The following is a 21262-nucleotide window of genomic DNA, read 5'->3' as shown; positions in this document are numbered from 1 at the left end:
CCCACATATGCCGATTGACCAGATTATCCGGCACGCAGCAGTAACAGACATGACAAATACACGGCTGAGAACAGCGCAGGAGCGTCGCGCGGACATTCAGGCGAACGCTGCCGAACTTGGCATTGATGATGCGTTTATCGATGAATTGGTTGAGACGTTTTACGGACGTATCCGTGCCGATGCGACGCTGGGGCCTATCTTTGAAAACGCCATTGGCGATACGTGGGCACCGCATCTGGCGACCATGAAGGATTTCTGGGCGTCGGTGGCGCTCAATGCCGGTCGCTATTCCGGTAAGCCCGTGCCTGCGCACATGAAGCACCCGCAAATCGAGCGCGCGCATTTTGCCATTTGGCTGGGGCTGTTTCGCCAAACGCTTGAAGACATCTCGCCTTCAGCGCAGACCGTTGCCTACTTCATGGAGCGCGCGGAGCGAATTGCCGCGAGTTTGCAGCTTGCGCTGTTTGGGGTGCCGGGGCTGCCGCCCCGGACTACGGCCTAGAGCCCACCCAGGTCGCATCCGCGTTCTTCGAGAATCGGTTTCAGCTCGCGGTAGGCGGGCATGTTTTTGTGCAGCGGGATCGACGGGTGCAGGTGGTGGATGATGTGATACTCCATCCCCATGGCGGCGATGTTGCCGAACGGATACTTGAAGGCGCGCGTATCCCTGTAGCGGCCTTTCAACTCGCCGGGGTGGTGGGGTGCCCAACTCAACAGGAGCTGGATGTATGTCACGCCGATGTGGCGCGGCAGCCACCACAGCAGCAGTGCTTCAAGAGCAAAGCCACTCCACGCCATCACCGCCAGAATGATCCAGAACGCCAGTGACTGGATGAGGGCTTCGATGCGGGCTCTGTCTGCCGCCTTGCCGCCAATCCTGTCGAGGGTGCGGGCATAGGCGGCGTTGCCACCACCGCTGGTGCGGTCGATCCGCGCCATGACGGATGTGCGGATTGCGTCCCACCAGCCTTTGGCGGTCACGCCATAATCCGGGTCCAGTTCCGGGTTGTTGGTGTGGGCGTGGTGCTCAAGGTGGGTGAGGCGTGCCGTCCGGTACGGCAGCACCATGGGAATGGTTGAGACATACCCCACCAGTTCGTTGAGCCAGCGAAGCCGCGTGCCGGGGCGGGCGATGTTGTTGTGCTGCGCTTCGTGCGACGGCAGGTAACACACGGTGACGCACAGTGTGGCGATAATGAAGCCAGCCCATAGCGGCAGCGCGCCCGTCATCACCAGCGGCCAGAGAGACAGCCACACCGCGACATTGCCAATGCCCCACGCAACAATGCGCCAGGGTGTGCCGCCGGTGTATTTCTTGGCGATGGCGTATTCAAGGGTGCGCAGTTCTGCGTCCCGCTCTTTGGTGAGACTAGGGGTATTCATATCCATCTCCCGCGCAGCAGGGCGTAGCTGCCCCAACTCAGGCCAATGATGAGGCCCACATAAATGGAGGGCATACCGAACGGCTGGATGATGCCTGCAAGCGTCATCAGCTCTGCGCTGACCGGTGCCAGAAACGCCAGGCCAAAAAGGATGGGGCCTATCCTGAAGAGGAACTGAAGCCCTGCGAGGAGCATGTTTTTCATATCTGCGATCTTGCTGATTATCGGCTGACGGGACTGCCTGCCTGCAGAATGTGGGTGAAGTTCTTTGCCGGGTCGGCAAGCACGTTGATGTCGTCCAGCGGGTTGGCATTGGCGATCACAATGTCACCGGCAGCACCCGGCGCGATGACACCGGCCTTACCTTCAAGGCGCATGATCTGAGGGTTCACAACATACATGGCATGGAGAATGTCGGCAGGTGTCAGGGCCTGCGCGCGGATGGTGAACTCACGGTTCTGCATCCCCTGTGTTTCGCCGATGAGGTCGGTGCCAAAGCCCATGGTGACACCGGCGGCCTTGGCAATTTCAAGGGATGCAATGCCTGCGTCGGCCACCACCTTGTTTTTGTCGATGTTGGTTTGCGGCAGGCCAAGTTGTTTGCCGACTTCCTGCATCGCAATGTAAGTGACGAGGGTTGGTACCAGAACCGCATTCGCCTTTGCCATTTTCGCTGCAGCGTCTGCGTCCAGCAGATTGCCGTGCTCAATGGTGTGCACACCGTTTTCCACTGCCATGGAAATGGATTGCGGGCTGTAGGCGTGGGCGGCCACATAGGTATGGCGATGCTCCGCCTCCTGAACAACGGTGCGGATCTCTTCGGGAGTGTACTGGATCGAGTCCAGTGGATCGGAAGGTGTCGCCACACCGCCGGAGACGTGAATTTTTATGAAGTCCACCCCGTCGCGCAGGTTGTGCCGCGCGGCCTTTCGCACGGCCTCCACACCATCTGCCACAATGCCAAATGCTGTGTGACGCATTTCGCAGGCACAGGTTGGCACCGGGCGCGGGCCGCCTTCAGCATCCGCATGGCCGCCGGTTTGCGACAACATGCGGCCAGCATGGAAAATGCGTGGGCCGGGAATGGCGCCGGTGCGGATGGCGCGCATCAGGCCGGATACATCGCCGCCAATGTCGCGCACTGTTGTAAAGCCGCGCGCCAGGGTTTCGCGGGCGAGGCGGGTCATGGCAATGCCGTATTCAACTTCGGTCCAGGACGCCAGCTTGCTGAAATCCAGCGTGGCCAGGCGAAAATGCACGTGAGCATCAATCAGGCCGGGCAATACGAAGCCGCCTTTGGCATCAATGTCGTGGTCGGCGCCGGTGCCGGGTGTGCCGCCAACCTCTACGATGACGCCGTCCTCGATGGTGACGGTTTGGGCTTCACCCATTTTCATGGTGGCTGTATCGAGGATGTGACCGTTGCGGATGACTGTTTTCATTGGTTTCAGGTTTCTTTTCTTCTCTGGGCTTCTTCGGCCATTGTTTCTGTGTGCGTTTGCGCCAAGTCTAACCTAAACAAAGCGGAAAACCCCACCCATGTCCTCAACACTTGAAACCCTCACCACCGCATATGAGCGCGATGGTGATGCGACGATTTTTACCATCACTGACGACTGGTTGCAGGGGCGTGCGGCCTTTGGCGGGCTGGTGGCGGCGCTTGGACTGATGGCGGCGCGGCATCTGGCCGCTCCCGACCGTCGGCTGCGGGCATTGCAGACGACGTTTGTGCGCCCGTCGCAACCGGGGCCGTTGCGGTTTGAAGCCTCCATGGAGCGCGATGGCCGCAACCTGACGCAGATCCGCGCCATCGGGTTTCAGGATGGTGAGCGGGTTGCAACGACGCGGGCGATCTTCGGTTTGCCGCTGGATACGGTTGACCGGGTGCCGCCGCCTGTGTGGCCGGACGCGCCCGCACCGGACATGATCGAGGCCGCGCCCTATATTGACGGTCTGATGCCAAAATTTTTGCAGCATTTCGAGTTTCGCTGGGTGCGCGGGGCGGTTCCCTATTCAGGCTCCACCGAAACCGACAGTCTGACCTGGCTGCGCGCCCGCGACGGGCAGATCGGCCCTGAGGCGCTCAGCGTGTTGTTTTCCGACGCCATTCCCTCTCCTGCCATCGGCGTAATGCCGGGCATGGCCAAGTCCAGCACGGTGGCGTGGTCGGTGTCGCTGTTCGAGCCGCCAGCGCCGGTTGATGAAGGCGGCTGGTGGCTTATTCACACGCGGTTGACGTCTTTGCGTGACGGCTATGGTCATCATGTCACAACATTATGGACCCCTGAAGGGCAGGCTGCTGCCGTCAGCGAACAGACGCTGGCCGTTTATCCGTAAGCGGAGCATTGATGCAAAAGATACCAGACAAGAAGTGGCTGCTTGAGCGTGTGGGGGGCGCGCGTGATGCGTGGCGTAATTCCGTGCGCCCTGCCCGGATTGAGCCTGTGGCGGCGGGTGAGGAATCGGTATGGGACTATCCGCGTCCGCCGCAGGTGCGCGGCGCACTTGGTCCGGTGCGTGTGGAACATGCAGGTCAGGTAATAGCAAAAAGCGATCGGGCGTTGCGGGTTGTCGAAACAGCTGGTGCGCCGGTGTATTTCGTGCCGCGTGATGATGTGGCTGACGGCGTGTTGCGTGAAACCGATTATGTAACCGTGTGCGAATGGAAGGGGGCGGCGGTTCATTATGATCTGGTGCTGCCTGGTGTGCGCGTGGAGCACGCAGCATTCGCCTACCCTGAGCCGCTGGACGATCTGGACGCAAACATGGCGCGCATTGCCGGGTGGGTTGCGTTTTATCCCGCGCGGGTGGATGCGTGTTTTGTCGGATCTGAGAAGGTCGTGCCGCAGCCCGGCGGCTATTATGCAGGCTGGGTCACGCGCGCCATCAAGGGCCCGATCAAGGGCGGGCCGGGGTCGCAAAACTGGTAACGCGACCGAAGTGTTTGCTCAGGCGGCCGGTTTTATCGGGATGCGCAAATAATTGGTGCCGTTGGGTGATGCGGGCGGCAGGTGCCCTGCGCGGATGTTGACCTGAACGGACGGCAGCAGCAATGCCGGTGCTGCCAGGGACTTGTCGCGGGTGTGCCGCATCCGCACAAAATCTGCCTGCGCGACGCCATCATGCACATGCACGTTGCCGGTCCGTTGAGCTGCCACCGTGGTTTCCCATGCGTGGATATCGCGCCCGTCTGCGGGCAGGTAGTCATGGCACACGAACAGCCGCGTTTCCGGCGGCAGTGCCAGCAGTTTGTGAATTGACTGGTACAGCGTGCCGGCATCGCCGCCTGGAAAATCCGCCCGCGCGGTGCCGTAGTCCGGCATGAACAGCGTATCACCGACAAATACCGCGTCGCCGATCTGGTAGGACACGCAGGCCGGCGTATGGCCGGGGGTGTGAATGACCCTTGCTGTCAGAGTGCCGATGTCAAACGTTTCACCGTCCGTGAACAGACGATCAAACTCAGCTCCTGATCTGCTGACGTCGGTTGCGTCAAACACCGTGCTGAAAATCTGCTGCACATCGGTGATGTGCTCGCCGATGGCAACCGGCGCGCCTGTTTTGGATTTTATGAATGGCGCGGCAGACAGATGATCCGCATGGGCATGGGTCTCAAGAATCCACCTGATGGTCAGGCCGCGGGCAGCGGCTGCATCCAGAATGGCCTGTGCGCCGGACTTCGTGAAGGTGCCGCTGGCGTGGTCGTAGTTAAGAACCGGGTCGATGATGGCGGCCGCTGGCCCGCCTGGTTCAGACACCAGATAACTCACCGTATTGGTATCAGCGTCAAAGAAGCCCTGCACATCGGCGCGCATGGTCATGTCTGCTCTCCTCGGTATGGCTGTCATGTTGCTTGACATATATATTATAACTCTCTAAATTAGCAATAACTAATATATAGGATGTTCCGTGATCGACACACCCAAAACGCCTGCCGATAACCGGGCACAGGACATGGCTGAAAACGCTGCCGAAGCAGCAGCCTTTCTCAAGACCCTGTCGAACGAAAAGCGATTGCTGGTGTTGTGCCGGCTGATCGAAATCGGCGAAGCGTCTGTCGGCGCGCTTGCGGGCGATGTGGGGCTGTCGCAGTCAGCGTTGTCGCAGCACCTTGCCTTGTTGCGTGACGATGGCCTGGTGGGCACCCGCCGCGATGGCCAGACGGTTTTCTACCGCATCAGTGACGCACGCGTGGAGCAACTGGTGATGGTGCTGCACGACATTTTCTGTCCGCCCGATGCGGCAGACACCTCTTCAGGCCGCCCCCCTTCTTCAGGCCGGCCCCCCTACTTCAAGCCATAAAGGACGACCGTCATGACACTTCATCCCCTTACCCCGCAGGATGCGCAGCAGCGCATTGCCAGGGGCACCCGCCTCATTGATGTGCGCGAGCGCGACGAGCATCTGCGCGAGCGGATCGCAGGAGCCAGGTGCGTGCCTGCTTCCGCCTTGCCGCAGCAGCTTGATACCGAAGGCGACGACATCATTTTTCATTGCCGGTCCGGGGCGCGGACCCAGGCTCACGCGGCTGCCCTCGCCGCCAGCACGGCGGGCAAGGCATATGTGCTTGAAGGCGGGCTGGATGCCTGGAAGAAGGCGGGGCTTGCCGTGGAGCGCACGCCCGGGGCACCGCTTGAAATCATGCGGCAGGTGCAGATGACCGCTGGCGGCCTTGTGCTGTTGGGCGTGATGCTTGGGTATTTCGTATCGCCGGGCTTCCTGGCTCTGTCCGGGTTTGTCGGGGCCGGGCTGTTTTTTGCCGGGGCATCGGGGTGGTGCGGCATGGCGCGGCTTTTGGCGTTGATGCCGTGGAACCGGATGCCGCGTGCCGGCAGTTCCGCGTCCGACCGGATGGCGGTCTAGTGGAGGCCTTTCTGGCGGACCCGACCATGCTGGTGCTCGCGGGCGGCGTGGGTGTGCTGGTGGGGTTCATTCTTGGTCTGGTGGGCGGCGGCGGATCGATCCTTGCCGTTCCGCTGCTGCTTTACGTTGTCGGTGTGGCCAGCCCGCACATTGCTATCGGCACGGCGGCGGTGGGTGTTGCTGCGAATGCCGCTTCGGGGCTGGTGGCCCATGCGCGGGCAGGCACTGTGAAGTGGCGCTGCGCAATGGTGTTCAGCCTGTCGGGCATTGTGGGTGCGTATGCCGGGTCAAGTCTTGGTAAAGCCATTGACGGCGACGCGTTGCTTGCAGCGTTTGGCGCGGCAATGATCCTGATTGGCATCTGGACGCTGGTACCAAAAACGCGTGAGGAACAACCCGATGTCCGGCTGACGCTGGACACGGCACGCGAGCTGCTGCCCCGTCTGGTGCCGTTTGGGTTGGGGGCCGGGACGGGCGCAGGTTTTTTCGGGATCGGTGGCGGTTTCCTGATCGCGCCGGGGCTGATGGCGGCCACGCGGATGCCGCTCTCGGTTGCCGTTGGCACATCGCTTGTTGCAGTGCTGGCGTTTGGCGCCACAACCGCTGCAAACTATGGCGTGTCCGGCCTCGTGGACTGGCCGGTCGCGTTTGCGATGATCACGGGCGGGGTGGTCGGCGGCTTTGCTGGGCAGCGCACGTCGCGTGCATTGGGGCGCAGGGGCAATGTGCTGGGAACGGTCTTTGCCAGCGTGGTAATGGGCGTCGGCGCGCTCATCATCTGGCAGGCAGTGTAATTAAAAAGGCCCGGCGACACACCGCCGGGCCTTTTTGTTGACTGTGTTTTTGCGCCTAAAGGGCGTGCAGTTTCACCGGCAACGACGCATATCCCTTCACGAAGTTGGATTTGGTGAGCACGGGTGCGCCCGTCACTTCAATACGTGAAAAGCGCTTGAGCACTTCTTCCCACAGGATGCGCAGTTGCAGCTCGCCGATGCGGTTGCCCATGCAGCGGTGAATGCCAAAGCCGAACGATAGATGCCGACGGGCGTTCTTGCGGTCAATCCGGATGACGTCGGGATCATCAAAAATGGCTGTGTCGCGGTTGCCTGACGCATACCACATCACCACCTTGTCGCCCTTGCGGATCTGTTTGCCGCCCAGCACGGCGTCTTCAAGGGCGGTGCGGCGCATGTGGGCCAGCGGCGTCTGCCAGCGGATCAGTTCCGCGACGGCGTTGTCGATCAGCGAGGGGTCGGCCACCATCTTTGCCCATTGATCCGGGAACTGACTAAAGCCGTACACGCCACCGGACATAGAGTTGCGGGTGGTGTCGTTGCCGCCGACAATCAGTAGCGATAGCGTTCCCATGAACTCTTCGGGCGACATTTCCGCGGTCGCCGGGTGGTGGCTCATCATGGTCAGCAGGTCGATGCCGTCCGGGTTGGCGAGGCGGCTTTGCTTGAGGGCCATGAAGTATCCGGCCATCTCGTTCAGCTCAGCGATGCGGGCTTCCTGACTTTCGACAATGGGCGACCCCGGCTCTGCCGTGATGACATCAGACCACCGGGTGAGCTTGTGACGTTCCTCGAAGGGAAAGTCGAACAGGGTCGCCAGCATCTGCGTGGTCAGCTCGATGGAGACTGTTGGCACCCAGTCGAACTCTTCGCCCACGGGCAGGCTGTCCAGCAGGTTGCTGGTGCGCTCGCGGATGATGGTGCCGAAGTGCTGCAGATTGTTCGGGTTGGTGATGCCGTTCACAGCCTTGCGGTGTTCGTCGTGCTTTGGCTGGTCCATCGAGATGAAGCTGACGGCCTTGAAGTCCCGCTCGGGATCAATGGTGATGCGGTCATCAATGACGATGCCGCCATGGTCTGCTTCTGATGAATAAACGTGATTGTTGGTGTCTACCGCCATAATATCGTCGTAGCGCGTCACCGACCAGTACGGGCCATATTCGCTTTCCGCGCAGTAGTGCACCGGGTCCTGCGCGCGCATCTGTTCGAAGATCGGAAAATAAAGGTTGCGATCCCACAGATCGGGGTCGGCGATGTTGGTCTTGCTGGTGAGCGGTGCGGGTGCACCTGCGTCACTTGATACAGCCTGGCTCATGGTGGGGTCCCTCCCAAGGGGTGTGTGGCGGTCTTTCAGTCTGCCGAGCGCGTTGATCGCGCCTGTTATTGCGTAGCCTAACTCCGCGTTTGTGGCGGATGCAAGAATAAACAGCGGCGCGCCCGTTCGCCCAAAAAATGTGCAAACCTTCCGCGTCCCCTATTCTGCCCACCAAACATGCAAAAATTGAAACTCGCTGGCGAAGATGCTAGGAATACTGCCGTGACAAAGACAGGACAGAAGAAAAAGCCATCTGCCTCGCCGCGCCCCCGGAGCGGTGCCGTGGCGGCTCCCGACGTGCCCAGCCTGATGGCGGATTACGATGCGGGCGATTTTTACTGCGAATTGACCGGCGCGGTTGATGAGCCGGCCAGGTTTGCAACGCCGGTCCGAAAACTGCTGGATCCGCTGGACATGCGCGAACTGCGCAGGCGGGCGCGCGAAGCAGAGCGCGAGCTTTTCAATTCAGGCATTACGTTCACGGTCTATACGAAAAAAAATGTGATCGACCGGGTGTTGCCGTTCGACATCATTCCGCGCGTCATCTCAAAAGGGGACTGGGCGAAAGTTGAAACCGGCGTGCAGCAGCGCGTCAAAACCATCAACAAGTTCCTGCATGACATTTATCATGAGCAGCGTTGCATCAAGGACGGTGTGGTGCCCGCGTCATTGGTGGAAGGCAACGAGAACTTCCGCGACGTAATGAAGGGTGTGGATCTGCCCTACGGCACTTACGCGCATATTTGCGGCGTCGATCTGGTGCGCGATGGCCAGGGCGATTTTCGCGTGCTTGAAGACAATGCGCGCACGCCGTCAGGTGTTTCGTATGTGATCGAGAACCGCCATTTGATGCAGCGGGCGTTTCCCGACCTGATGCGCAACATTGGTCTGCGGCATGTCTCCAACTACGGGCAGATGCTGCACGAAAAGCTGGCCGAGGTGGCGCCCGCCAATGTGCGCGACCCGCAGGTGGTGGTGCTGACGCCGGGCGTTTATAACTCGGCGTTTTTCGAGCACGTATTTTTAAGCCGCGAGATGGGGGTGCCGCTGGTTGAAGGCCGCGATCTCGTGGTGCGTGATGACAAAGTCTTTATGCAGACAATCAAGGGCCTTGAGCCGGTTCACGTCATCTATCGTCGCATCGACGATGATTTTCTTGACCCCGAAACCTTCAACCCCGAAAGCGCGCTGGGTGTGCCCGGCATCATGCGCAGCTACCTCAAGGGCAATGTGGCGCTGGCCAATGCGGTGGGCACCGGCGTTGCCGACGACAAGGCGGTGTATGCCTACATGCCCCGGCTGATTGAATATTATCTGGGCGAAAAGCCCGCGCTCGATAATGTGGATACGTATATCTGCAGCGAGCCTGAGGGCCTTGAATACACGCTGGATAATCTTGAGAACCTGGTGGTCAAGCCCGTTGGCGGGTCGGGCGGCTATGGGGTGGTGATCGGGCCACGTGCCTCCAAGCGCGAGATCGCGCGCACCCGAAAACTCATCAAGGACGACCCTGATAATTTCATCTCGCAACCGATGATAAATCTCTCCGTCAGCCCGACGTTGATGCCACGCGGGGTTGAGCCGCGACATGTGGACCTGCGGCCGTTTGCTGTCACCGGCAAGAACACCTGGGTATTGCCTGGAGGGCTGACGCGCGTTGCGCTCAAAAAAGGGTCGCTGGTGGTGAACTCGTCGCAGGGTGGCGGCTCCAAAGATACATGGGTGCTTGAATGACAAGCCTGCTTTCACGCCACGCAGAAAATATCTATTGGCTGGCGCGCTATATCGAGCGGTGTGAAAATCTTGCGCGTATGCTGGACGTCAACGAAACCTTCTCGCGCAATGCGCTGGGCGAACAAAACTGGGCTGCCGTGCTGGAAATCTTTTCAGACACGGCGCTGTTCGCCAAACTGCACAGCGACACCAGCGCCACAACCGATGCCGTCATTCATTTTTATACGCTGGATACGAACAATCCCAATTCCATCGTGTCGCAACTCAAGGCCGTGAGGGAAAATGCCCGCGCCCTGCGTCCGCTGATTTCCACCGAGATGTGGACGCACATCAACACGTTCCACGGCAAGGTGGCGGGCAAGCGGCGGGCGGATGTGAATGAAGCCAAACTCTCAACGTTCTGCGCCATGGTGAAGGAGGGGTGCCAGACGCACACCGGCATCACCGAAGGCACGTTTATGCGTGATGAGGCCTGGTACATTTATGAAGTGGGTCGGGCACTGGAGCGTGCTGACCAGACGACGCGGCTGCTTGATGTGAAATACCACCTGCTGCTGCCGTCGGTTGAAGATGTGGGGTCGCGCCTTGATGTCAGCCAGTGGAACGCGCTGCTGCGTTCGGCGGCGGGGTATCATGCGTTTCGCCGGGCGCACCCCCAGGAAATGACCCCTGCACTTGTCGCTGCGTTCATGCTGTTCGACAAGTATTTTGCGCGCTCGGTGCGCGCGTGCCTGGTGCGGCTGGTGCAGGTGCTTGAGGGGTTGGAATCAACCTATCAGGTTGCGCCCAGCACCAAGACCCGCAAGCAGTTACGGCATCTCATCAAGACGCTGGAGAACGAGTCCATCGAAGAAGTGATGGAGCAGGGTCTGCATGAGTTTCTGGATTCCATTCAGGATGAGCTCATTCGCGTCAGTGACGAGTTCGCGCTGAGTTTCTTCCCCGAAGCGGCCTGACCGGCATCCAAAAAGACAACGCCTTTGACTGTTGAGTGATCTATAAGGGTTGCGCGCCGGTGCCGTTCCCGCCTTTTGGCCGGAGTGGTGCGCGCCTGTGTTTCGGGCTGAACCATAGAAAGTAGTCTGCCGTGGCGGCATTTTTGAACAATCCCACATCAGATGTGCAGGACGCAGCACAGCTTCTGCGCAGCTACCATCCAATTGATGGCACGGTGGACGAGATGCTGGACGCCAGCGGCCAGATCCGCCCGCACTGGCGCGGCATCATCGACGGGCTGGCGCAGCTTGGTCCGCAGATGCGTAGCTGGCGATGGGATACGGCCCGCAAGCTGATCCGCGAAAACGGCATCACATATAATATCTACGGTGATCCGCAGGGGCTGCGGCGACCCTGGGGGCTGGATTTCATTCCGCTTGTGCTCAGCGCGCAGGAATGGACGGGCATTGAAGCCGGGCTCAAGCAGCGCGCGCGACTGCTGAATGCAATAGCGCGCGATGTGTACGGCGAGCAGCGGCTCATCAAGGAGGGTGTGCTGCCCGCCAGCCTGATGCTGGGCAACCCGCATTTTCTGCGTCCGATGCATGGCATTGCGGTGCCCAACGATACGTTCCTGCATTTTTATGCGGTTGATCTGGCGCGCGGGCCGGATGGGCGCTGGTGGGTGCTGGCAGACCGCACCCAGGCCCCTTCGGGCGCGGGCTATGCGATTGAAAACCGCATCATCATGTCGCGGTCGCTGCCGGAGATTTTTGAAAAGGCGCAGGTGCACAAGCTGGCGTCATTCTTTGGCCATTGGCGCGACAACCTGATGTCGATGATGGCCCGCGACGATGGCCGCGCCGTGTTGCTGACGCCTGGCCCCTACAATGAAACCTATTTTGAGCATGTTTATCTTGCGCGCTATCTGGGGCTGACGCTTGTTGAAGGCGACGACCTGACGGTGCGCGACGATGTGCTCTATCTCAAGACGCTGGATGGCCTCAAGCGGGTGGACATGGTGTTGCGGCGCGTGGATGCCGAGTTCTGTGATCCGCTGGAGCTGCGCGGCGATTCGGCGCTGGGTGTGCCGGGCATGGTGCGTGCCGTGCGCGCGGGCAACCTTGTGGTTGCCAATGCGCTTGGCTCCGGCGTTCTGGAAACCCAGGCGCTGCACGCGTTCATGCCGGCAGTGGCCAAACACTTTGAGGGCAGCGACCTGCTGTTGCCGGACATTGCCACCTGGTGGTGTGGCGATGACGCCGCCCGCCAGCACGTGGTTGCCAATCTGGATACGCTGGCGATCCGTGAAGCCACCAACACGCACAGGGTGATGGCACCTGCCGCATCGGGCACCGCCGGCAGCCAGATTGATGCGGAGGCACGCTCTCACCTGTTGCGCGCCATGCAGCTTCGCGGTGCTGACTATGTGGCGCAGGAACTGGTCACGTTGTCGTCATCGCCGGTGCTTGAAGACGATGAATTGAAGGCACGGCCGGTGTCACTGCGCTGCTATGTAGCGGCCGTCGGCAACGACTATGTGGTGATGCCCGGCGGTATGGCGCGTTTCTCAACGTCGCGTGACCCGCACGCAATCTCCATGCAGTCCGGCGATGGCTCGAAAGATGCCTGGGTTCTGAGCGACAAGCCGGTGTCGTCTTTCTCCATGCTGCCCAACGCTGACCGGGCGGTGTCGTCGCGGCGGGCGGGCGGCGACATGCCAAGTCGTGCGGCTGACAATCTGTATTGGCTGGGGCGCTATCAGGAGCGGGCGGATGCCACGCTGCGGCTGTTGCGCGCCTGCGTCATGCGGCTGGCGGAACCTGAAGCCTATCCCGGCGGAAGCGCTGCATTGTCGCGGCTGGCGGTGCTGCTACATGCACGAACCGATTATGAAATTGACGCCGAGGAGGGGGCTGGTCCGCTTGAAGTGCTGCTTGAAAGGCTGAATGCACTGTTGACCGACAGTGCGTTGACCAACAGTTTTCCCGGCGCTATCGAGAATGTTCAGCGTACGGCTTATCTGGTGCGCGACCGGCTGTCGATGGACTCGTTTCGTATCATCACTGAGTTTTCGCCGTCGATCCCGCCGTTGTCGCGCGCCATTGCCTTCGATACAACGCCGATGCTTGCCACCCTCAACCAGAACCTCACAGTGGTTGCGGCGCTGGCGGGCCTGCAGGCCGAAAACTCCACACGCGGACCTGCCTGGTTGTTCATGGATATGGGCAAGCGCATTGAGCGCGCGCGGACGATCATTTCCATGCTGCATACGCTGGTGGTGGATGGTGAGCCGGCGTTCAACGGCTCGCTGGCATTGCTGCTTGAGCTTGCCGACAGCTTCATGACTTACCGCACGCGCTATCTGGCGGCACCGCAACTGGCGCCGATGCTTGACCTGGTGCTGCTGGATGAAACCAACCCGCGCTCGCTGGCCTATCAGGTGCAGGCGTTGGCAACCAGTGTCTCGCGGCTGCCAAAGCCGCCACATGACGGTGGTCTGCCGCAGGACCAGCGTGTGCTGACAGCGCTTGGAGCCGACATTCGCCTTGCGCAGCTTGATGAGGTGTGTGCGGTTGATTCAAAAGGTCACCGCGATCAGCTTGACGCCATGCTGACGCGCATGGACGGCCAGATCAATGACCTGTCTGACGCGATCAGCCGCATTTACTTTGCGCACGCGGCGTCGCAGCGCATATCGTTTGCGCCGCGTGCGCAGGCTTCGTTGTCACTGGCTGAACCTGCCGTGTTGCCTGAACCGGGTCAGGCGTTGGGGCCGGCATCCGGATCGGGGCGGGTGCTATGATAACCAAACGCTACCGCATCTCGCACAGCACAACATTCACCTACTCGTCGCCGGTCACTGTTTCGCAACAGATCGTGCATCTGATGCCGCGTGAGACGCAGACACAAACATGTCTGCAGTTTTCCATGTCCGTGGCTCCCCAGGCGGTACACAACGAAGTTGGTGAGGATTTCTTCGGCAACCCGGTGCGCTATCTCACCCTGACGGACGACCATACGCTGCTGCTTATTCTGGCGGTCAGCGAGGTTGAAGTGCGAACCCGCGACCTGCCGGACCCTGCTTCCACAATGCCGTGGGAACAGGTGCATGGCTTTTTGGCCAATGATCCAACGGATGTGTCCCATGACGCGGTCCAATACTGCTTCGACAGTCCGCACACCCAGTGGAGTCGAGATCTGCCGTCCTATGCGCTGCAATCGTTTACGCCGGGACGGCCGTTTTTTGATGCAGCACTCGATCTGACACGGCGCATTCACGAAGAGTTCCGTTATGATCCTGCGGTCACCGACGTCACCACGCCGGTGGACGAGGCGTTTGATCTCAAGGCGGGTGTCTGCCAGGACCTTGCGCATGTGCAGATTGCCTGTATGCGGTCACTCGGCCTGCCTGTGCGTTATGTCAGCGGATATTTGCTGACCCACCCACCCGCGGGCGAAGAGCGGATGATTGGGGCGGATGCAAGCCACGCCTGGGTCTCGGTCTATTGTCCCGGGCCGGGGTGGATTGATCTTGATCCAACCAATAATCTGGTTGTCTCGACGGATCACATAACCAGTGCCTGGGGGCGCGACTATGCGGATGTCAGTCCGATCGCGGGCGTCATCACCGGCGGTGGTTCGCACACTGTTGATGTATCCGTTGATGTTGCACCGCTTGAGGACGTCCTGACGTCGTAGTCGTAAACTGATCGAGACCATACGCCGGAGGTGCCTTCCCTTGGCTCTGCACACTGCTGCCTATGATGCCCTGTTCGGTGACGATGAGGGGCGCGTCTGTCGCGATATTCCTGAAAGCGCGTGCAATGCGCAGCCGGAAAATGTGTCGGCGCATCTCATCAGCCTCGCCGCCACCAAGGCGGGTGACGGGCTGGCAGACCCCAAGCTCGTTCTGGCGTGGGTGCTGAATGCCGTGGGCGCGCCTGCGTTCCTCATCGGTTTACTGGTGCCGCTGCGCGAGGCGGGTGCGCTGGTGCCGCAGTTGTTTGCGGCCGGGGCCATTCGCTCCTTGCCGGTGCGCAAATGGGCGTGGGCTCTCGCCTCTGCCGTTCAGGGGGTCTGTGTTGCGGGCATGGGCGTTGCGGTGCTGACGCTGAGTGGTGCCGCTGCGGGGTGGGGTGTCATCGTCTGCCTCAGCGTGTTCGCCCTTGCGCGGTCTGTTGCATCAGTTGCCTACAAGGATGTTTTGGGCAAAACCGTGTCAAAGGCCAAGCGGGGCACAACCACGGGCACAGCCGATACGCTGTCTGCTGCCGTGGTGCTGGCGTTTGGGCTGGCGCTGAGCTTTGGCGTGCTGGAGCGCTCTGTTTCTGTTGTGGCTGCGGCGCTGTTTGTCGCGGCAGGCTGCTGGATGCTGGCCGCCGTTGTGTTTTCCACGCTCGCGGAAGAGCCGGGCGCCACTGGCGGTGGCGGCAATGCGTTCGAGACCGCCATCAGCCAGCTTTCATTGTTGCGTACAGACAAGCAGTTGCAGCGGTTTATTGCCACGCGCGGGCTGCTGATCGCGACCGGGTTGGCACCACCCTATCTGGTGACAATCGCGGCTCAGCGCGGCGGTACTGATCTGGGGCAGCTTGGGCCGTTCATTGTGGCGTCCGGGCTGGCTTCGGTGTTGAGCTCGTATTTCTGGGGGCGAATGTCTGACACGTCGTCGCGCCGGGTGTTGATGTATTCAGCAATGATGGGATCCGGCGCGCTTGTTCTGGCGGTTGGTGCCACATTCCTGGTGCCTGCCAGCCTGCTTGCCTATGCCATGGCGGCAGTGCTCTTTGTGCTGATGATTGCCTACAAGGGCGTGCGTCTTGGTCGCTCAACGCATATTGTTGATATGGGCAATGAAGATACGCGGGCGTCCTACACGGCGCTGTCCAACACAGCCGTTGGCATTCTGCTTCTGCTCGCAGCGGGCTTTGGCGTGGTGGCGTCGCTGGCTGGCACCTGGGTGGTGATTGCTGTATTTGCCTGCATGTGTGCTGCCGCAGCCATAGTGGCTGCGGGGCTGAACGAGGTGCAGCAGGCATGACCACTACCAGTAGCTGGACGCCACCCACCGAGTTTTCAGAGCGGCTGAAGCAGGCGCTGATCCCGCCCTCGCTGGATATTCGCCGCCGGGTGGCGCGTGAGCTGCGCAAGGGGGAGCCTGAGTTCGGGCTGGTGCCATATCTGTGCGCGCGCAACAAGGACGCGATTGATATTGGTGCCAATCGCGGCGTCTATACGTGGTGGATGGCCCGCAGCGCCAACCATGTCCATGCATTTGAGCCAAACCCGAAGATGCTGCGTATTCTCAACTCCGTGCTGCCTGAAAATGCCACCAGCTATGCGGTGGGCTTGTCTGATAGTGCGGGCGAGGCCGGGCTTTTTGTGCCGCAGCGGCGCAAAGGCTACTCCAATCAGGGTGGGTCGCTGTCCGCCCGCAAGGCGGCTATTCCCCATGGTGAGGTGGCGGTTCAAACGCAGACGCTGGATGCGTTTGACCTGCGCAATATCGGGTTTATCAAAATTGATGTGGAAGGGTTTGAGGCCGCCGTTCTGGCGGGCGCGCGCGAGACATTGCTGCGCGAAAAACCCAACCTGCTGATTGAACTTGAAGAATCACACACCGGCGAACCGATTGAAGACATGCTGGGCAAGATTGCCGACATGGGCTTTTCAGGGTTTTTCATGCTGCACGGCCAGTTGACGCCCTTGGCGAAGTTTGACCCGGAAGCCCACCACCGGGCGACAGCTACGGCGGCTGAGTATGTGTTCAACTTCATTTTCCTGCCCACCTAAGTATCTGGGTTTTGCCCCCTCTTATTTACCTCGCCAAAGCAAAAAGCGTGCGTTGCGGCGCTAATGTGCTAAGAGGCGCTGTTGCGCTATCCATCTGACGATCCGGAGCCTTTGCCTGTGGCTGACATGCCTGAAAGCCTCGCCGTCTCGGTCGTTGTGCCGGTCAAGAACGAGGCGGAAAACATTTTGCCGCTGGTGACGGAAATTGACGCAGCCCTGCGCGAAACCGGTGCTGCATACGAGATTGTTTATGTGGACGACGGCTCTGACGACGAAACGCCTGCACGCCTGCGCGCAACACAGGTCGCTTTTCCGGCATTGCGCATACTCACCCATTCAAACAGTTGCGGCCAGAGCCGTGCGGTTCATACCGGCGTCAAACATGCCCGAGGGCGCATGATCGTGACGCTGGATGGGGACGGTCAGAATGTGCCCGCTGACATTCCCGGCATGTGGGCGCGGCTTGACGGTTCGCATGACCTGATGGTGGCGGGGCGGCGCACCACACGGCAGGACGTCTGGATCAAGCGCGTGTCGTCGCGCTGGGCCAACCGCATTCGCGCGCGTCTGCTGCAGGACGATACGCCGGATACCGGCTGCGGCCTCAAGCTGTTTCCGCGGGATGCATTTCTGGAACTGCCCTACTTCAACCACATGCATCGGTTTTTGCCCGCGCTCATGCAGCGGCACGGCTACCGGGTCGTGAACCACGACGTGAAACATCGCGGGCGTGAACATGGGACTTCTAAATACGGCACGCTGGACCGGCTGTTCGTCAGCATTTTTGATATTGCAGGCGTAGCCTGGCTTCAGCGGCGCATGTCGCAGCCGCAAAAAATTACAGACAGTCTGCGGACGCAGACAGGCGAAGACAGCCTGCAGGCGGACCAGTAGCGGAGTGTGCTGACGTCATGACATTGGCAGACCGCATCAAGGCGCGCCTGCGGGCACTCGACAGTCGGGCCGTCATGGTCATTGGCCTGGCGTTCTTTGCCTTTGGCGCGGCACTGACGCTTATTCTGTTTGGCAGTGCCTGGCTGGCGCTGGACGGCGAGGGTGACGTGGCCTCGATGATTGCCAGCGTCAATGACCCGGTGCTCGCACCTCTTGCCGTCGTGCTCATTTACATTGGGCTCGGGGCTTTGGGTGCGCCACAATTCCTGTTGCAGGCGGCTGCCATTATTGTGTTCGGGCCGTGGCTTGGTTTTATCTATGCGTGGGGTGCCACGCTTGTCAGCTCGTCGGTGTTTTTCTGGGCCGGGCACTTTTCAGGGGCACAGGCACTGCGCCGGTTTGCAGGTGTACGGATCAATTCCATCAGTGAGGCGCTGGGGCGACACGGCATTCTGGCCACTGCCGTTTCGCGGGTGGTACCCACCATGCCGTTTGTCATTCTCAACATGGCGTTCGGGGCCAGCCATGTGGGGTTTGCAAAGTTTCTGATCGGCACCGGCATTGGCACCGTGCCCAAGGTTGCCGTGGTGGCCTATGTGGGGGCAAGCCTGGGTGACTTTCTGGCCAGCCGCGACCCCATGGACCTGGCGCTGATGGTGGCGATCCTCATTTTGTGGGTTGCTTTTGCCTGGTGGGTGCGCCGCGCGCTCAAGCGTTCCGGCTGGCAGAAGGCCGTTGATGACGCGGTGGATGCGCCGGAGACCCGTGACACACCCGCGCCCAAGGCTTAGGTTTGTCGGGATGACAAACGAAAGGCGTGCACAATGACGGTATCACTATCGACAATTTTTCTCTGGCTCGCCTTTGCGGTAGCGGCGTTTGGCACCGTCGGCCATATATCGGCGGGTGGTCGCATGTTCGTCGATGCGTTGTTTGCCACTGACCAGATGACTGAGCAGGCCAAATGGCTCGGCTACGTAGGCTGGCACGCGGTATCGCTGTTGCTGGTGTCGTTTGCTCTGGCGTTCGCATCTGTGGCGCTGGGGTTTGCCGCGCGCGATGTGGCCATCATGGCTGCGCTCATGGCAGGAGCATTGTCGCTCATATGCATCGGCATGGGTGTGGTCGGCGGTGAAATGCTGAAGGTACCCGCGCCTTATCTGTTCGGTGTGATTGCCCTCAGCGGCGCTGCCGGTGTGTTGCTTGATTGACCCGGCACCTGCCGTCACTGCGTACTTGATACGGGGTCCACTCGCATTTGCTGTGGTGCGGAGCATCCGCGCGTAGGCTCGGGATCAAGTCCGCGGCAACGCGAGTGTTAGGCAAACAGTTTTTTCCAGCAGGCCGTAATCACTTCATCGCCGATATCCAGAACCTTCTCGCGCCATTCAGGGTCGGCAGGGTTGGAGCATTCACCGACTTCCGCAACAATGGCGCGGCCCTGTTCGCTGTCGCGGTCGCCATGCGCCCACAGCCACCCCTCGGCGCGCTCTGCCAAAATCATGCGTGCACCCTCGAATGTACCTATTTCGCAGGAGAAGGCCCGAATATCCGTATGCGGATTTTCGCGGGCAATGCCTGCGGTTACGTTGCCCTGTGTCGGGGTCATCACGCTTGCTTCACCGGCGGGATATTTGACGTTCTCCTCGCCCAGCGCGTCGCATAGCCAGATGTAGCCCGGCGCGCCAACCTCGTGGCGCGACAGTGCCTCATAGGTCGCGTAGTCACCCGCGCCGGTATGCATGTCGATCAGCACCGCCTCTTTGGCATGGCGCAGCACGTCGCCATAGATGCGCGACAGCAGGCGGTTAGACTGCACGCGGTCTTTGCCGCCGTAATATACGCCGAAGGGAAACTCATACTGCCCTTCCGTAAAGGCCTGCTGGACCCATGGCATACCGTGCTTTTCAACCAGCGCCCAGGCCTGCTCAATGAACAGCGCGGTTGTTTCGTCCGACAGAACCGTCGGGTTCAGGATGTCATGCACATCGCGGTAGTTCGGCGATGTGGGGCGCGGGTCGTCGGGGGCCAGAAAATTGCGGTTGATGTCCACATTGTCTTCGTTCTGCCGCCGCACCCAGGCAAAGCCATACGGGTTGTGCGCATGGACCAGCAGCACGGCACCATCTTCGGGCAGGGACTGATCATCCAGCATATCGTTGAGAAACTGGGCCTGAACGGCGGAGCCCGACGGTCCCTCGGTACCATGGGTGCCGCAGCTCACGGCCAGTACGCGGGCCGGGCCGGATGTGTGCGTGATCGCCGGGCCAAGATAGGCGGTATCGATTGTAAGGTCGCGGCCACCAGGGCCTTTGGCATCCAGCATGTGGGCTTCAAGTGTAAAGCCGCGCTGGGTTGCCAGTTCGCGAAACTGATCCCGGAAGGCGTAATAGTCTGGCTGGAAATACGCGACCACTCGCGGTTACTCGGCCGCGTGTACCGTTGCCGGTTTTTGCACGGCGGGGGCAGCGCTATGTGCAGCCATCGGCTTCATGCCCAGGCGCGCAAGCAGCGCCTTGTCGTGGGTCTCGCCGGGGTTGTCGGTGGTCAGCAGCTTGTCGCCGACGAAGATGGAGTTGGCACCGGCGAGGAAGCACAGCGCCTGCAATTCGTCCGACATGTTTTCACGACCCGCCGACAGGCGCACCATGGAGGCGGGCATCATGATCTTTGCAACGGCAATGGTGCGCACGAAGTCCAGCGGGTCCAGGTCGTCCACCTCGCCAAGCGGTGTGCCTCCGACTTTCATCAGTGCGTTTATGGGCACGCTTTCAGGGTGTTCCGGCAGGTTGGCCAGTTCCATCAGCATGTCGGCGCGGTCTTTTTGCTGTTCGCCCATGCCGATGATGCCGCCGGAACACACGTGAATGCCAGCGTCGCGCACATGGGCCAGTGTGTCGATGCGGTCATCGAAGGTGCGGGTGGTGATGATGTCGGTGTAGTACTCGCGGCCGGTATCAATGTTGTGGTTGTAATAGTCGAGACCGGCCTCGCGCAGGCGTTTGGCCTGCATGGCGTCGAGCATACCCAGCGTGACACAGGCTTCCATGCCCATGTCCTTGACGCCTTCCACCATGGCGCACACAGCATCCAGATCGCGGTCTTTGGGGGAGCGCCACGCTGCGCCCATGCAGTAGCGTGTCGCGCCACGCGCCTTGGCCTTGCGGGCTTCTTCCAGCACTTTTTCAACGTCCATCAGCTTGGATGCCTTGAGGCCTGTTTCAAACTTCGCTGACTGTGAGCAGTAGCCGCAGTCTTCAGGGCAACCGCCGGTCTTGATGGACAGCAACTCCGACTGCTGTATTTCATTGGGGTCAAAGTAGCGGCGGTGGGCTGTCTGGGCGGCAAACAGCAAATCGTTGAACGGCATGTCGAACAGGGCCGTGACCTCGTCGCGGGTCCAGTTGGTGCGCAGGTCTGTTTGCTGTTGGGTGCTCATGTGGGGCGGGCCTTTTTATACTGACGTGGTTCCCCGCAGGGTAGCGGGCCGGAGGTGCGAATGCGACCCCAAAACGCGGACAGCGGGGAATGCCCGCGTGTCGTGATCC

Annotated in this window: 22 protein-coding genes; 15 read left to right on the top strand and 7 right to left on the bottom strand. The window is 60.6% G+C overall.

Annotated features, from left to right (window positions below; translation table 11 throughout):
• Window positions 1-7: 7 nt before the first annotated feature.
• Entirely contained in the window at window positions 8-502 is a 495-nt protein-coding gene (locus RIB87_RS06060) for a group III truncated hemoglobin (protein WP_350144576.1), read from the top strand.
• Here RIB87_RS06060 and RIB87_RS06055 read toward each other — a convergent pair.
• The 3 genes from RIB87_RS06055 to RIB87_RS06045 are packed head-to-tail and all read right to left on the bottom strand — an operon-like array spanning window position 499 to window position 2824.
• Window positions 499-1383, bottom strand: coding sequence for a fatty acid desaturase (locus RIB87_RS06055; protein ID WP_350144574.1), 885 nt, complete (start codon window positions 1381-1383; stop codon window positions 499-501). The two genes, RIB87_RS06060 and RIB87_RS06055, sit on opposite strands and share 4 nt — an antisense overlap.
• The gene (locus RIB87_RS06050; protein ID WP_350144572.1) at window positions 1380-1586 is read right to left on the bottom strand and encodes a hypothetical protein; all 207 of its coding nucleotides are present in this window, start codon (window positions 1584-1586) and stop codon (window positions 1380-1382) included. Before RIB87_RS06050 ends, RIB87_RS06055 begins: the two co-directional genes overlap by 4 nt.
• Window positions 1587-1603: 17 nt before the next feature.
• Window positions 1604-2824 (bottom strand): metal-dependent hydrolase family protein, encoded by a 1221-nt coding sequence (locus RIB87_RS06045; protein ID WP_350144570.1) that lies wholly within the window; start codon window positions 2822-2824, stop codon window positions 1604-1606.
• A 97-nt stretch (window positions 2825-2921) separates the two neighbouring features.
• Here RIB87_RS06045 and RIB87_RS06040 point away from each other — a divergent pair, with 97 nt between their 5' ends.
• Both RIB87_RS06040 and RIB87_RS06035 read left to right on the top strand, forming a co-directional pair.
• On the top strand, window positions 2922-3719 hold the full coding sequence (locus RIB87_RS06040) for an acyl-CoA thioesterase (protein WP_350144568.1): 798 nt from the start codon (window positions 2922-2924) through the stop codon (window positions 3717-3719).
• 11 nt (window positions 3720-3730) lie between these two features.
• On the top strand, window positions 3731-4312 hold the full coding sequence (locus RIB87_RS06035; protein ID WP_350144566.1) for a DUF427 domain-containing protein: 582 nt from the start codon (window positions 3731-3733) through the stop codon (window positions 4310-4312).
• Window positions 4313-4330: 18 nt separating this feature from the next.
• On the opposite strand, the gene RIB87_RS06030 is transcribed toward RIB87_RS06035, so the two are convergent.
• Window positions 4331-5203, bottom strand: a complete 873-nt coding sequence (locus RIB87_RS06030) for an MBL fold metallo-hydrolase (RefSeq protein WP_350144564.1) — start codon at window positions 5201-5203, stop codon at window positions 4331-4333.
• Window positions 5204-5291: 88 nt separating this feature from the next.
• On the opposite strand from RIB87_RS06030, the gene RIB87_RS06025 reads away from it, so the two are divergent.
• From RIB87_RS06025 to RIB87_RS06015, 3 genes are read left to right on the top strand one after another with little or no spacing between them, the layout of a single operon-like run.
• Window positions 5292-5684 carry an ArsR/SmtB family transcription factor gene (locus RIB87_RS06025; protein WP_502943210.1) on the top strand — a complete coding sequence of 131 codons (393 nt, stop codon included), beginning with the start codon at window positions 5292-5294 and terminating at the stop codon, window positions 5682-5684.
• A gap of 12 nt (window positions 5685-5696) precedes the next feature.
• On the top strand, window positions 5697-6245 hold the full coding sequence (locus RIB87_RS06020; RefSeq protein ID WP_350144562.1) for a rhodanese family protein: 549 nt from the start codon (window positions 5697-5699) through the stop codon (window positions 6243-6245).
• Complete coding sequence (locus tag RIB87_RS06015; protein WP_350144560.1) at window positions 6245-7039, top strand: sulfite exporter TauE/SafE family protein; 795 nt, start codon at window positions 6245-6247, stop codon at window positions 7037-7039. Before RIB87_RS06020 ends, RIB87_RS06015 begins: the two co-directional genes overlap by 1 nt.
• A 55-nt stretch (window positions 7040-7094) precedes the next feature.
• Here RIB87_RS06015 and RIB87_RS06010 read toward each other — a convergent pair whose 3' ends face one another.
• Entirely contained in the window at window positions 7095-8354 is a 1260-nt protein-coding gene (locus tag RIB87_RS06010; RefSeq protein ID WP_350144558.1) for a cytochrome P450, read from the bottom strand.
• Window positions 8355-8576: 222 nt separating this feature from the next.
• Here RIB87_RS06010 and RIB87_RS06005 point away from each other — a divergent pair, with 222 nt between their 5' ends.
• The 9 genes from RIB87_RS06005 (at window position 8577) to RIB87_RS05965 (ending at window position 18925) form a co-directional block, all read left to right on the top strand.
• Entirely contained in the window at window positions 8577-10088 is a 1512-nt protein-coding gene (locus RIB87_RS06005) for a circularly permuted type 2 ATP-grasp protein (protein WP_350144556.1), read from the top strand.
• Entirely contained in the window at window positions 10085-11044 is a 960-nt protein-coding gene (locus RIB87_RS06000) for an alpha-E domain-containing protein (RefSeq protein ID WP_350144554.1), read from the top strand. The genes RIB87_RS06005 and RIB87_RS06000 overlap by 4 nt, the downstream gene beginning before the upstream one ends.
• Window positions 11045-11175: 131 nt before the next feature.
• Window positions 11176-13830 (top strand): circularly permuted type 2 ATP-grasp protein, encoded by a 2655-nt coding sequence (locus RIB87_RS05995; protein ID WP_350144552.1) that lies wholly within the window; start codon window positions 11176-11178, stop codon window positions 13828-13830.
• Entirely contained in the window at window positions 13827-14726 is a 900-nt protein-coding gene (locus RIB87_RS05990; protein ID WP_350144550.1) for a transglutaminase family protein, read from the top strand. The genes RIB87_RS05995 and RIB87_RS05990 overlap by 4 nt, the downstream gene beginning before the upstream one ends.
• Before the next feature lie 40 nt (window positions 14727-14766).
• Complete coding sequence (locus RIB87_RS05985; RefSeq protein ID WP_350144548.1) at window positions 14767-16068, top strand: MFS transporter; 1302 nt, start codon at window positions 14767-14769, stop codon at window positions 16066-16068.
• Window positions 16065-16820: an FkbM family methyltransferase gene (locus RIB87_RS05980; protein ID WP_350144547.1), complete on the top strand. Its 756-nt coding sequence runs from the start codon at window positions 16065-16067 to the stop codon at window positions 16818-16820. The genes RIB87_RS05985 and RIB87_RS05980 overlap by 4 nt, the downstream gene beginning before the upstream one ends.
• A gap of 126 nt (window positions 16821-16946) precedes the next feature.
• On the top strand, window positions 16947-17714 hold the full coding sequence (locus RIB87_RS05975) for a glycosyltransferase family 2 protein (RefSeq protein ID WP_350145581.1): 768 nt from the start codon (window positions 16947-16949) through the stop codon (window positions 17712-17714).
• Window positions 17715-17731: 17 nt separating this feature from the next.
• On the top strand, window positions 17732-18505 hold the full coding sequence (locus tag RIB87_RS05970) for a TVP38/TMEM64 family protein (RefSeq protein ID WP_350144544.1): 774 nt from the start codon (window positions 17732-17734) through the stop codon (window positions 18503-18505).
• A gap of 33 nt (window positions 18506-18538) precedes the next feature.
• On the top strand, window positions 18539-18925 hold the full coding sequence (locus tag RIB87_RS05965) for a hypothetical protein (RefSeq protein ID WP_350144542.1): 387 nt from the start codon (window positions 18539-18541) through the stop codon (window positions 18923-18925).
• 107 nt (window positions 18926-19032) lie between these two features.
• Here RIB87_RS05965 and RIB87_RS05960 read toward each other — a convergent pair whose 3' ends face one another.
• Both RIB87_RS05960 and bioB read right to left on the bottom strand, forming a co-directional pair.
• A complete protein-coding gene (locus RIB87_RS05960; protein ID WP_350144540.1) occupies window positions 19033-20130 on the bottom strand; it encodes a DUF2817 domain-containing protein in 1098 nt (365 codons plus the stop codon).
• 6 nt (window positions 20131-20136) lie between these two features.
• Entirely contained in the window at window positions 20137-21153 is a 1017-nt protein-coding gene (gene bioB, locus RIB87_RS05955) for a biotin synthase BioB (RefSeq protein WP_350144538.1), read from the bottom strand.
• Between the last annotated feature and the right edge of the window lie 109 nt (window positions 21154-21262).

The sequence above is a fragment of the Pyruvatibacter sp. genome (assembly GCF_040219635.1).
Classification (GTDB): domain Bacteria; phylum Pseudomonadota; class Alphaproteobacteria; order CGMCC-115125; family CGMCC-115125; genus Pyruvatibacter.
The sequence above is the reverse complement of the archived record's forward strand: the minus strand, read 5'-3'. Positions and strand labels throughout refer to the sequence as shown.